Below are 13,426 nucleotides of genomic sequence, written 5' to 3'. Positions count from 1 at the left end.
CTAGGTCTTTGTCCAGTACGGAGGACGACCCATTATTTTTCTACCGATATCCATCAACTTTCTGGCCGAGTTTTCTCCAACAACTTCCCATAAAAACAAGCGGATATAAATCCGAATCACGGCGGAAAGCCATACAGGCCCGGGAAAAACCTGACCATGTAGTTTTTGCGCGCGCCTAGCATCCATTAGCGACTCGAGAGAATTAAAAGGCGTACTGCTTAAACCACCTTGCCGCATAGCAACGGTAATAAGATCGGGAATAAAAAATGCCTCAGCAGTTTTTAATTCGCGTAACAAAAACTCATAATCTCCACCAATACGAAAAGACTCATCGAATTGCCCTTGTCTCTCGAATAGACTGCGTCTATGCATTAATCCGGGGTGCGGAACGGACATTACCTGTTTAAACCGCTGTTTTACTGCGCCCCATGGATCACCGATTGGATAAAGCGTGTCGCCCTGACTATTCAGTAACATAACACTTCCGTAAGCCACCGATATACTTGAAGAGACGACAGCCAACTCTTGTGCCATACGCTCCAACACTTGGTTATTCCAAAAATAATCATCCGCACCGAGAAAACAGATCCACTCACCCTTAACATGAGACAGCGCTTTATTCCATGCGTTGTATACACCTGTATCCGGTTCCGAAATCCAATAATTGATTTGTGAATTGGCCTCCAATAACTCAATTGTGCCATCGCAAGAACCACCATCAATTACTATCAATTCCTTATTGGCAAATGTTTGAGATAAAACGCTATCGATACATTGTTTTAAGGTATCCGCTCCATTGTAAACAGCCACCACAATTGAAATCATTGGCAAATTCATATCGTGTAGTTTTATATTGGCTTCCAAAAAACAGTCTATGCAAATTATTTTTTACTTGAGAAGTCTGAGTGGTCTTTTATGCGCCATAGTTCATCAATCTTGTGTCTCAAAGCCGGGTATACGACATTACCGTTTTCGCGCCCAATATCCCAAACATAAATAAATTTCATTATAAAATAACAAATATAAGCTAATGATAATGCAACCCCATCCCATCCCAAAACAAAAGCACGACGACGAAATATTACTGTTACCATAGATTTAAATATCTCGAAAAACGCTTTTTTAAGAGCTTGACTACGACTAACAGATTTTTCATACTGAGCCTCATACCGCGTATATCTGATAACTCTATCAAAAAAATCATCCGCATTCTTGTGCGTGCAATGATATAGCAGTTCGCCCTCAGCCATGAACGGCATATCAAATATTCTATTGCTATTAAAACTTATTTCATTGTGCAATTTCGAACTTAACTGAAGAGAGGACCTTCTAATCAATATGTTTTTTCTTACAGCAGTCCACGGAGAATATTTACTATTTATACCAAATGAATACATACCATAGGGCAAACCGATGACATCATAATTAAAACTGTTATCGGAAGTAAGCTTTATTATTTCATCAGCTAAATTCGGATGAATCAAACTAGATGCGGTGGGAAACAAAACCCAATCGCACGATTTTCGGCTTGAAATATTTTTCACTACATTTTCACTAGCCTGAGAAAAAGGCACTAAAACAATTTCCATAGCGTATTTTTCAGCAATTTCCCGCGTACGATCGGTAGAGTGTTTATCAAAAACGACTATCTCATCCGCCCAAGAAAAACTTCTTAAACAGGACTCTATACGTTCTTCTTCATTAAAAACTTCTAGAAAAACAGTTACGTTGGATTTCGACATGTTTAAGAATTCTTATACTCGATAGATTCGTTATTCGCATGTTTTTTGCCACACACGAAATTTAAATACATAAAAAAAACAACCATCCATTGCGAAACTAGCAATGGTACACCAACGGTGGTAAGCGATATTTTTGATACCCAATATAAATAGCCAAAGCTTATTTCCATTACCAAAAGCCCTAGCAATGAAAATAGAATTATTTTTTTTGTATTACCAACCAAGGTAGTATGAATTATTAGCGCACCTATGATCAAGTTACTGCCATCTGTTAGCACCCCGAAAAGCAACAACTTCCAATGCGGCTCAAAATTGGAGTTAGTTAAAATTTTAACAACAAACTCACCAACTCCGAAAGAAGCCAAAGCCACGCCAATTAAAACCGCTATTGCACCTTGCAAGTATCTAGCAGTAAATTCTCCCGCAGTTTTATATATTAGTGGCGTAAACTGCTGACTATAAATAAGCGAAACCGCACTGATTGCCGCGCTACCCACACTGGATAAAGTTGCAAAAACACCAACTTCTTCCGTAAAACCAAGAGGAACTAAAATCAGGCGATAACCTTGCAACTGCAACCAATTACAAACAGCCCCGATTGAAAAAGGATATGAAAAATTATATACATCTTTGGCGACGATTAGCGGCACATTAGAACCGGAAAATATTTTTATTTTATACGCCTTATAAACCAAATAAATCGCCGACAAAATCAATGAAATCAGCCACGCCAAAATTAACAGACTTTCATCCGCTTTTAAACAACTTACCAAGCCATAGAATACTAAAACCTTTATAACGGCTTCTTGAATAAAGCTTACCGATACAAAACCGCGAAATTCAAGATTATTAAAAACATTTCTCAGCACCTGAACCAAATATAGAAAAAATGCAAACACCCACACAATTGCAATATAAACCGCGTAATCCGGGCGTATCATCATACACCCGAAAATTACTAATAGAAAAAATGCAAAATAATATGCAGCCAGAGCTCCATTAAACCTTAAAAATGGTCTCAAACCTCCGGACTTGGACATTATCTCCGCAAGCTTAGCTTGTTGATAATAATCAACCGGAACAAATAACAACGCATTTGCGGAATATGATATTGTCAATAAAAAAAATGAAAAGCCAAGCTGATCGGCACTCAGAAAATGGGTATAAAGCTTTATATTTATCAACTGCAGCCCAACGACCAAAACCCTCGATATCGCGTTAAAAGCAATACCTTTCATGCTGTTATATAACACTCACAACAAATAAAGAGACGCCCACCCGAAACAACAGCAGTGTGGTAACACTTACAACCGAATCTTTTGCAACAAGGACTTATGCAAAAAGACGTCGTCATAAAAACCTATTCTGGAAAAAAACACATAGCCTTTTAATCGCAAAAACTCCCGAATTTCCTCAGAACCAAATAAGTTCACGGTATTATTCTCGATAATCAAACACTTTATTAACACTCTTTCAAAGTCAATTCCTCGGACGACATCAAGTTCGACACCTTCAACGTCAATCGACAGTAGCGTGACGACTTCAAGTTTATGCTCGGCAATCACCGAAGCCAAAGTAACGCAGGGTACATCTCGCACCACACAATTAGTACCGCTTATTTTGGGATTGTTTCCGGTTATGGAACTAAACATATCGTCATAAAACGATCCCGACTCAGGAATACTTAAAGATACTGTCCCAGGCAAACTTCCCAAAGCCGTCGCTATGAATATTGCTTCGGGCCGTAATTCTTTCCATAACTCCCTATATTCCTCAATGGGATCAATCGCAATCGTTTTACACTTGAAATATTTCTCAAAGAACTTGGAGTTAGAGTATTTTTCCGGGTGATTGCAGCCAACATCCACGACATATCCACCCGCCGAACTTTCCAGCTCACTGAATAGCAAGCTCGACAGATATAAATCCTGCCCTTCTTGTGAATAATATGTGCCGATTGTTAAAGGCTTAACAAATAGCACTCGCGGATTTTTGATTCTAAACTTAAGAAAATCAATTTGTCGGATCAGCCAATTTATTAGTCTTGTCGTAAAATTCATCAGTAATCTAATTATTTAATAAGCTTACCTGACTCTATAACTATACCTTCAAGGGAAGTTAATTCAGGCTTGTATCCAAAATCCGCAGCGCGATGATTAAGCGAATAATAATAAGGTTTATTGCCAGTCGAATTAAGACTGGGATCGACCTCGTTAACGTCATAACGCAAACCGAACTTATCCCGCATTGCGGCGAGCAAACTTGGTTTATCAATCGGTGCTTTACTATAACAATCGACAACAGTATTGATGGCATCGGTTCCCAGTAATACACAAACTAATTTGTAAAAATCGGACGGATGCAAAAAATCACGCACGATATAATCCAACGACACCTTAAGCTCGACATTGTCTCGGATGGCCCGCAACATATCGGTTATTAGAAACCGTGCATTGATATCCTGGGTATGACTAAAGTAGTTAAAAACTCGAATATCGATAATTGCAAAATCAGGACTCGCGCGGTGCCGGCATTCAGCGTAAAGTTTGGCTACACCATACCACTCATGAGGCTCTAGTCGATTAATATTGACTACTGCACGAGTATCTGATGTTACAGGCTCGGTAAAACCACCGCCATACGCAGCACCGCTACTAAGGAACAAGTAACGGCAGTGAGGATGCTGGCACAAATATTCCAAAACCAGATTGTCGAAATATTCGGTGATCTCAAATATGCCATTACCCAACGCCACAGCTTGCGCCGGGTTTCCAACACCGACAAAGTTTATAACCGCTTCGTAATCAATCTTGGGAAATTCGGAAAACTCGTTGGCAGGGTAATATTCCGACAAACCAACGGAAGCCAACCAATTGCTCACTTCCGCAGGACGACGCGCAAACAAATATAATTCAGTGTCTTTGTTGCCTGAAAAGGAAACAATTAAATCCTTGGCTATCTGACTAGTGGCGCCAAGAATGGCTATTCGCATATTCAGGTATCGCTTAACTAGTGAGCTTCGGAAACTGCTCATCCAGTTTCGAACCGAATGCCAGACGCGGCCTGCATTCCGCGGCACCTTCCATCATCAGTTCGATAAGTAACGGGCCTTCATGACCGGGGATCAGACTCAAAATGCGATCCAATTCTTCCGTCGAATTTATGCGGTGAGCCACAATGCCGTAGGCGCTGGCAATATCAGCAAAAACCGGGCTGCTGTAACCTTTCCGGGTAGATTGGTCGCGTCCATCGAAATACATATCCTGAAAGTTTTTCACCATGCCCAGCATCGAATTATTCAGCACCAATATGGTTAAATCCACACCCAAGCGAGCCAGCGTATCAAGCTCCTGAATATTGATTTGCAAACTGCCGTCGCCGGTAATCACGACGACTTTACCGCGAGATCGCAGCGCAATTCCCAACGCGGCAGGTAATGCAAAACCCATGGCTCCCATGCCGCCGCTGTAATGCACGGACTGACGCGGAGACAGCCTTAGACTTTGCGCCGCCCACATCTGATGATTACCCACATCACACACATAATCCACGGCGACATCTGCTAAAACTCGATTCAGCTTTTTAAAAACTTCGCTAGGACTGATCGTCCAATCCGGATACTCATTGCCTTGTGCGCGCTCACGTTGCGCGTTTAAGACGCTTACCCAACTCTGATCGATATTTCTAAACGTGTCCGCCGAAACCGGGAAAAGCTTAAAAAAACTTTCCGCATCGGCGACAATATTTAAATCGGCTTTAACCCGATTATTCAACTGCGCGTGGTCGACATCTATTTGCACAATTGTCGCCTGACGCCCAAAGTCATCCACATCCGCGCCGGTTTGCCGCACATCTAGCCGGGCCCCAATAACAATCAACAAGTCGCAATTTTGTATCGCCCAATTTGCTTCACGGTTGCCATAACTGCCGATCATATTGAAGTAACGGTCTCGGGCTATTACTCTCTCGTGTCCCATCAACGTTGATACATAGGGAATGCCTACTTGATCGACATTGGCCAGCCACTGTTCCATCGAATCGGCCCATCGACCGCCACCGCCAATGCAAATTAACGGACGCCGCGCGGCCGCGCACAGCGCCGATAATCCTTTCAGATCGTTCTCGGCAACGTTGGATTCCGTAAAAACATCCAATGGCTGACTTAGCCAGTTCTCAACCGACTCGTCCGGAATATCGGCTCGCTGGATATCGTTAGGAATATCCAACAACACCGGGCCTTGCCGCACACTCAATGCCGTCGACAAGGCTTTATGCAATTGCGGTAACAAACTTTCGGCGCTATCAATTCTGACCGAAAATTTGGTCAGCGATCGGGCAACTTCGACGATATCCAATTCCTGAAAGCCCTGCTGCCTGACGCCTAACTCCCCTTTTAGCTCGTGAGTATTAACTTGGCCGGTAATAAACAAACAGGGAACAGAATCGAACCAGCAACTGCCGATACCTGTCAGTAAATTAGTCGCTCCCGGGCCGCTGGTGCCCATGGCTACGGCAAGTGTTTTGCCTCTTGCATGTCTCGCCACACCTTCCGCAGCGAATGCGGCGGATTGTTCGTGATGCATGGATACGATGCTAAAACCGCCGGATTCGGCAAAACTATCCAAAAGATGGGTAATCATCCCTCCCACCAGTTCAAAACACATTTGAACGTTATGGGCTAACAAAAACTTGGCAACTGCGTCGGAGGCTTTCAAATTCGTTCCGTTTCGTCTATATCAATCATTTATCCGGAAGAAATCTTCCAGCTTTTGAACCACAAAATTCAACATCTCTTCGGTCAAGCCCGGATACACACCTATCCATAGGGTATTGTTCATTACCTGGTCGGTAGTGTGTAGATCGCCGCTAACCCGATAGATTCTGTCTTGAAAATAAGGCTGACGCGTCAGGTTTCCGGCAAACAACAAGCGGGTACCGATTTTGTATTGGTCCAGATATTTCAGTAGGTCGACGCGAGCGAAGTCGGCGGATTCGCGTAAGGTGATGGGGAAGCCGAACCAGGAAGGCTCGCTGTTTGGCGTCGCCTCCGGCAAAATTAAAAACTGCTCACAGGATTTTAGACGCTGTTTCAGATATTCGAAGTTACGCTTGCGTACCGCAATAAACTCCGGCAACCGATCCATTTGCGCCAATGCGCAGGCTGCCTGCATATCGCTGATTTTCAGGTTGTAGCCCAAATGCGAGTAGGTGTATTTATGATCGTAGCCCTTCGGCAATGTGCCCAACTGCCAACCGAAGCGCATACCGCAAGTATCGTCGCAACCCGGCGCGCAATAACAATCCCGTCCCCAATCGCGGAACGACTCGATAATCTTGCGCAGTTTGCGATCCTTGGTAAACACCATGCCGCCCTCGCCCATCGTAATATGGTGCGCCGGGTAAAAACTGCAACTAGCAATGTGGCCGAACTGCCCCACATGCTGGCCTTTATAGGTTGAACCCAGGGCATCGCAACAGTCTTCGATAACCCACAAATTGTACTTGTTGGCTATGGCCATTACGGCGTCCAAATCAAACGGGTTACCCAAGGTGTGAGCAATCATGATGGCGCGCGTGCGCTCCGACACTGCCTCTTCAATTTTTTGCGGATCGATATTGTAAGTCGGAATTTCCACATCGACGAACACCGGCACCATGCCCGCATGCAAAATCGGATTGACGGTAGTCGGAAAACCCGCCGCAACGGTAATCACCTCATCGCCCGGCTTTAACGCCCGCTCGCCCAACTTGGGCGAAGTCAAAGCGGTAAACGCCAATAGATTTGCGGAGGAACCTGAATTGGTCGTCAATGCATATGGCACGCCGACAAATTCGGCAAAACGCTTTTCAAACGCTTCGTTGAATCTTCCCGTCGTTAGCCAAGCATCCAGGGAGGCTTCAACCATGTTTTTTAGTTCGCTGGCACCGAGTACTTTGCCGGAAGGCGGAACACTGCTGGTTCCGGCCTGAAACGATTTTTCCGCAAAATGTAACGCGCTATATTGCTCTACCAGATTGAATATTTGCTGCTTCAACTCTGTTTTATCCACTTAAATTTCCTGCTTGGTGTTTTTGAAAACCCGGTTGTATTGATCGATCTGCTGCAAGGTTAATGCACGCATGTCGCATTCGTCGCGATATGCTCTGTGCCACTCGACAATCGAAGTCAATGTCTTTTCGAGATGCCATCTAGGATGCCAGCTCAAATGCGTTTTTGCCTTGGCACAATCCAACTTCAGATAATGTGCTTCGTGTGGATGATTACCGTCATCCAAAATCCAATCCGCGCCCTCGCCCCAGCTCGTAGTCAAGTTTTCCACTATCCATTGCACGGGTTTGGCATCGTCCTCGCTCGGCCCAAAATTCCAGGCTTCCGCATAGCTTGCACCATAGTCATAGAGCTTTTCAGCCAGCAACAAATAGCCTGACAACGGCTCCAATACATGCTGCCACGGGCGAATGGCGTGAGGATTACGAATATTGACCGGCCGGCCTTGAGTTATCGCCCGCATGATGTCCGGAATCAGCCGGTCTTCCGCCCAATCGCCGCCACCGATGACATTTCCCGCTCGCGCGGACGCCAACGCTACGCCATGGTCGGAATATTTGTCCGGGTGAAAATAGGAATTGCGATAGGCAGCTGTTACCAATTCCGCACACCCCTTGCTGTTACTATAGGGATCGTACCCTCCCATCGCTTCGTTCTCGCGATACCCCCAGACCCATTCGCGATTTTCGTAGCATTTGTCGCTGGTAACATTGATTACCGCTTTGACGCTTTTGGTATGACGCACCGCTTCCAGCAGATTGACCGTTCCCATCACATTGGTTGAGTAGGTCTCTACCGGTTCGCTATAGGAGTAGCGCACCAAAGGCTGAGCCGCCATATGAATCACAATTTCGGGTTGATGCTCGGCAAATACAGCACGCAATTTCGGCAAATCGCGAATATCGCCAATGATGCTGGTCATACCTCTCTCAACACCGGCGGCCTCAAACAAACTCGGGGTTGTCGGTGGAGCCAAGGCGTACCCGATCGCTTGCGCTTGCCTGGATTGCAGCCACAACGACAGCCAGCTACCTTTGAAGCCGGTATGGCCGGTCAACAAGACTCGCTTGCCTTCCCAAAACCGAGCGTTCATTACCATACCTTCCAAGGCGGATTACGGCTCCATAAATCCTCAAGATGATTTTTGTCGCGCATGGTATCCATCGCCTGCCAAAAGCCGTTGTGATGATAGGCGGCCAATTGATTCTCAGCCGCCAGGCGTTGCAGTGGCTGAGCTTCCCAGCTAACCAGATCGCCATCGATATAATCCAAAACAGACGGTTCCAGCACAAAAAAACCACCGTTAACCCAGGCGCCATCGCCGGCGGGCTTTTCCTGGAAATCGAGCACGGCATCGCCGGCAATATTCAGCGCACCGTATCGACCAGGCGGTTGAATTGCGGTCAGCGTCGCCGCTTTGCCTTGCGAACGATGAAACTGAATCAAGGTATCGATATTGACGTCGGCCAAACCGTCACCATAGGTAAAACAAAAGGTTTCATCGCCGATATAATCTTTCACGCGCCGCAATCTGCCGCCGGTCAGCGTGTCTTGCCCGGTATCGATCAGCGTCACTCGCCACGGTTCGGCGTTTTTTTCGTGCACTTCCATACGATTATGTTCCATGTCGAATGTGACATCGGACATGTGCAAAAAGTAGTTGGCAAAATATTCCTTGATGACGTATCCCTTGTAACCCAAGCAAATGACGAAGTCATTAATGCCATAGCGCGAGTATATCTTCATTAAATGCCAGAGAATCGGCTTGCCGCCAATTTCTATCATAGGCTTGGGCTTAAGGTGCGACTCTTCGCTGATGCGAGTGCCGAATCCTCCGGCTAGGATGACTGTTTTCATTCTGATGCTTTTATAGAGAGGAATTAATGTTGGACTTGCAAATAGCGCTTGATTTTAGCCCGAGAAAAAATGAGGCATGATAACCCAGCAGCAAGCCCAACAAAAAGCCTAGAGATAATTACATTGCTAAATTTCAAAGTTAAGACTGATTCTGAAAGGATATATATCGGATTTGATCTGGCAATAAATAAATTGACTCGACGACACTTACCGAAAGCCACGTTCATTGACAGGCAAATGACGAGTTCTAACACAGCAAATTCATTTTATTAAGTCTTCAGGCTCAAGCCGAAACGGTCTTGGATTAAATCCCAGATCGCGGCTGGCATCTTGATGATCGAAAACCAAATCTTGGTTCGTTCTCTCCATCATTGAGAAAGACCAACTGCGATAGCGTGGCAAGATTTTTAGAGCGACGAAGCCAATCCGCATTAAAAACAAAGGAATTTCAATAAAACGCTGTTTAAGCCCCATGGCATTAAATATGCGGGCAACCATCTCCTTGTAGCTCAACACCTCCGCACCGGACAGATTGTAGCCTTCACTCACTACATTCTCGGCAAACAAAGCGGCGACACAAGCCCGCGCCACATCACGGCAATGAACCGGTTGACGTAGCCCCTTGGCGTGCCCTAATAAAGGAAAAAAGCCTAAACGGCGAATCAAGCGCGCAATTTCACAAATATTTTTATCCCGGCCCAAGCCATAAATTAATGTTGGCCGCAGAATGACACATTCGACTCCAGCGTTGGCTGCCCATTCTTGCAAATCAATTTCTGTTCTTACAAAACGCCGAGCAAGCATTTGATCCGACAGATCCGAAGAACCCTGTTTAGTAAAGCGGCTGGTCGAAGACAACACTACAACGCGCTTCGCATGATTGGCGAGAAATGCGGCAAAGTAATCCGGCAAAATCCAGATCGGCGCCAAACAAATCCAATAAGCGACATCTACATGTTCGGCCTGAGATATTAGAGAGTCCGCCGTTCGCCAGACAATTGTAGAAGTCGAAGCTGTCACCTTCCGCCGGGAGTAAGCTATAACGTCAAAACCCGCCTTTGTGAGCAAGGGCAAAAGCGCCAAGCCCACATGGCTGCTTGCCCCCAATACGCCTATTTTAACTTTATGAGTCATGCTGCCCGCTACGATTTACGGAAACGGACGAAAGAGTGGTAACCCGCCACTAACACAAACCTGAACCAGACACCGAGTATCACTAAGCCCATCAATATCCCCGGATATTGATGTTGAAAAAATTTACGGTAAAAACGCAACATCCCTTTATGTTTGTGCCATTCAACAAATAAGGGACGCGAGCGACCGCATGCACCTTGTTCATGCACAATTTTCGCTGTCGGCACAAACAAAATTTTCCAGCCTTTTTGCCGAAAACGCATACACCAGTCGAGATCCTCACAATGCAGAAAATATTCTTCGTCCCATTCTCCGACATCCAATATCGCCTCGCGCCTGACCATCATGCATGCACCGGAAATAGCCTCCACCTCAACGGCATGATCCGGCAATGGTTGATTGTGCAAATGAAAGTCAAAAAACAGTCGGGGCCATCGATCCGCGAAACGAACTAACCCAAATGCCCGGGTGAAAGAACGCCAAGGAGTAGGAACTGCTCTGCGGCCGCCGGCCTGTTCGGTTCCGTCAGCATTAACAAGTAAGCCGCCGACCATACCCACGCGGGCATCCGCCTGCATAACATCTAATAATTTGGTTAGCGTATCCGGCTGAAAGGAGCAGTCCGGATTGAGGAAAAACAGAAAGGGAGCGGTAGCGATGCGTATGCCAATGTTACAAGCTTTAGCAAAACCTAGATTGCTGGGGTTTTTAATGACATGAATGTTTGCTAAACCGACTAACTCATTCAAACTGCTATCAGTCGACGCATTATCCACTACAATAATTTCGATTTTCAATGGGCAAGCCAGCAACGAATCGATACAGCGATGCAGCAATGCTCCTGCATTGTAATTGACGATGATCGCTGAAATAGCTGCACTCATATTTCTTTTTTCGACGTTTTATAGTAAATGCCGGGGTCTTGCATATCGACGCAGTTTTCTTCGATAGAGTCTTTGCTGTTTATACCCGGCATCACGATATCCACGCTCTAAATCGCTTAAATGTGCGGTACGCCATTCTAGCAAGCAGCCTTCGCACATTGAGTTGGCGCTCCACCCAAAGAGCCCATTCATCGCTTTCGATAGAAAAATTGTCGGACAAATCAGCGGGTGTTACCTTGTCTAATTCCGTAGCGTTAATAACAGCATGAAGATTCTCCACGCGATGAAATTTCTCATATTGGCCGCGACTTAGCCGACTCAACGCACCAAGTGTTTCCGGTGTTAGCGATGCGCAATAAGTTAATAACTCGTCCGGCGAACGCCAACTAAAAGCCTCAGGATAAGCAAGATCAATTCCGCTTAAAACTCTGGAAAAAATATGCCTATGCAAGGCTACCGGAATACCCGCCCCCATTGCTTCAATCAATGTCAACCCGCCGCCATACGGGAAAGATGCCACATACAAATCAACTCGAAAATCGTGTAGAGATTTCCAAACACTGGGCACCCAAGGAATATATACGAACCGATCAGATTGAATCCCATAACGTTTTAAGCCTCGTCGAATCTTGAAAAGCGCCCACGGCGTCAATCTTCCAATATGGATATGCTTACCTCCGGTTGCCTTTAATAGCTCGGGTATTAAACCAAGATAGCTTACGAAATAGGGAATTTCGATTTTATTCGACCTAGCCGCAGTACAGGTAGTTAGAGTCCCGTCAGACATAAAAGGCCAATCGGTTGGGCGATCATCTTTATCCTCGACAGTGAGAGGGATGTAGATATTTTCTATGCCCAGCACATTCCGGCAATTATGATACCCCATTGGATGGGGATCTATGTGCTTAAGGTGGGATAAATATACGCCTAAACACAAATGATGATCGCCGTGATGATAAAAACTGGCATCCAGATGCATTTCCGGCTGTATCGCGGCAACAGCCACACTATCCTGATGGTGGTTAAACAAATACGTTTTTTTCGGCGCTAGTGCTACCAAGCGCATCTGTAACCACGTCAGTCTTTTCTGATAGTTTACTTTTGGACACTGCTCCAAAACGACGTTAGCCTGCTTGGCGAGCACATTGTTCAGATATTCGACATCCGATTTGCCATCGAGCTCTGTCGATAAAATGGTGTGTTGTCCGACGGGTTGCGTCTTGATGAAATCCTCTATGACGCGGGTATGCCCACCCGACTTTTGCAGTTTGGTGACTATGTAAACAAACACAGGCAAACCCTGAGTATTAACTGGCGTTTCATGCGTAATATTTGCAAGATTGATACGGCCAATACGCATACAAAGCTCATCCAGCGTCTTTGAGCCAAACACATGAGAGGTACACAAGGGCTCAGTGATGATTCGCTCCACCAAATGATGGATCTGCTTAAGCGCTTGATCGAGCTGCCTGTCATCAATTAAACGAATAATGTCACTTTTAAATGACACAACCGATTCATGGCTTGCAGCCCTCATTTAATTAACCAGTTGATTTTTGAGCCGCCGGTTGCAATATCTAACGGCCAGAAATAATAAAGACAATTGGGGACAGCCATCGCACTTTTTCCGATAAAATGATCCAGGCATAAAACCAAACTAAAACACGGAATAGGTATTAGGCATATCGTCTTTCTAATTTTGGCTGTTCTTGAGAGCAATCCGGATTTTTTCAATTCCAGCGGTTTTTTTTTCTTCATCG

At 45.3% G+C, this 13,426-nt stretch carries 13 protein-coding genes; all 13 read right to left on the bottom strand.

Features of this window, described 5'->3' with window-relative positions:
• The 13 genes from ACH50O_RS04560 to ACH50O_RS04500 all read right to left on the bottom strand — a co-directional run bounded on the left by ACH50O_RS04560 (position 1) and on the right by ACH50O_RS04500 (position 13,424).
• Positions 1-864 (bottom strand): glycosyltransferase family 2 protein, encoded by an 864-nt coding sequence (locus tag ACH50O_RS04560; RefSeq protein WP_446810855.1) that lies wholly within the window; start codon positions 862-864, stop codon positions 1-3.
• 17 nt (positions 865-881) lie between these two features.
• Positions 882-1,742, bottom strand: coding sequence for a glycosyltransferase (locus ACH50O_RS04555; RefSeq protein WP_446810854.1), 861 nt, complete (start codon positions 1,740-1,742; stop codon positions 882-884).
• A 2-nt stretch (positions 1,743-1,744) separates the two neighbouring features.
• Positions 1,745-2,980, bottom strand: a complete 1,236-nt coding sequence (locus tag ACH50O_RS04550) for a hypothetical protein (protein ID WP_446810853.1) — start codon at positions 2,978-2,980, stop codon at positions 1,745-1,747.
• 66 nt (positions 2,981-3,046) lie between these two features.
• On the bottom strand, positions 3,047-3,802 hold the full coding sequence (locus ACH50O_RS04545) for an FkbM family methyltransferase (protein ID WP_446810852.1): 756 nt from the start codon (positions 3,800-3,802) through the stop codon (positions 3,047-3,049).
• An 11-nt stretch (positions 3,803-3,813) separates the two neighbouring features.
• Positions 3,814-4,734, bottom strand: a complete 921-nt coding sequence (locus ACH50O_RS04540; RefSeq protein WP_446810851.1) for an NAD-dependent epimerase/dehydratase family protein — start codon at positions 4,732-4,734, stop codon at positions 3,814-3,816.
• Positions 4,735-4,747: 13 nt separating this feature from the next.
• A complete protein-coding gene (locus tag ACH50O_RS04535; protein ID WP_446812112.1) occupies positions 4,748-6,406 on the bottom strand; it encodes a thiamine pyrophosphate-binding protein in 1,659 nt (552 codons plus the stop codon).
• A gap of 72 nt (positions 6,407-6,478) precedes the next feature.
• A complete protein-coding gene (gene rfbH, locus ACH50O_RS04530) occupies positions 6,479-7,792 on the bottom strand; it encodes a lipopolysaccharide biosynthesis protein RfbH (protein ID WP_446810850.1) in 1,314 nt (437 codons plus the stop codon).
• Positions 7,793-8,884, bottom strand: a complete 1,092-nt coding sequence (gene rfbG, locus ACH50O_RS04525; RefSeq protein WP_446810849.1) for a CDP-glucose 4,6-dehydratase — start codon at positions 8,882-8,884, stop codon at positions 7,793-7,795.
• Complete coding sequence (gene rfbF, locus ACH50O_RS04520; protein ID WP_446810848.1) at positions 8,884-9,648, bottom strand: glucose-1-phosphate cytidylyltransferase; 765 nt, start codon at positions 9,646-9,648, stop codon at positions 8,884-8,886. Before rfbF ends, rfbG begins: the two co-directional genes overlap by 1 nt.
• A gap of 261 nt (positions 9,649-9,909) precedes the next feature.
• Positions 9,910-10,782 carry an SDR family oxidoreductase gene (locus tag ACH50O_RS04515; RefSeq protein ID WP_446810847.1) on the bottom strand — a complete coding sequence of 291 codons (873 nt, stop codon included), beginning with the start codon at positions 10,780-10,782 and terminating at the stop codon, positions 9,910-9,912.
• An 8-nt stretch (positions 10,783-10,790) separates the two neighbouring features.
• Entirely contained in the window at positions 10,791-11,666 is an 876-nt protein-coding gene (locus ACH50O_RS04510) for a glycosyltransferase family 2 protein (protein ID WP_446810846.1), read from the bottom strand.
• Between the two features lie 91 nt (positions 11,667-11,757).
• Positions 11,758-13,176: a hypothetical protein gene (locus ACH50O_RS04505; protein ID WP_446810845.1), complete on the bottom strand. Its 1,419-nt coding sequence runs from the start codon at positions 13,174-13,176 to the stop codon at positions 11,758-11,760.
• A 23-nt stretch (positions 13,177-13,199) separates the two neighbouring features.
• Complete coding sequence (locus tag ACH50O_RS04500) at positions 13,200-13,424, bottom strand: hypothetical protein (RefSeq protein WP_446810844.1); 225 nt, start codon at positions 13,422-13,424, stop codon at positions 13,200-13,202.
• Positions 13,425-13,426 lie beyond the last annotated feature (2 nt).

The organism is Methylomonas sp. 2BW1-5-20, from assembly GCF_052474515.1.
The sequence above is the reverse complement of the archived record's forward strand: the minus strand, read 5'-3'. Positions and strand labels throughout refer to the sequence as shown.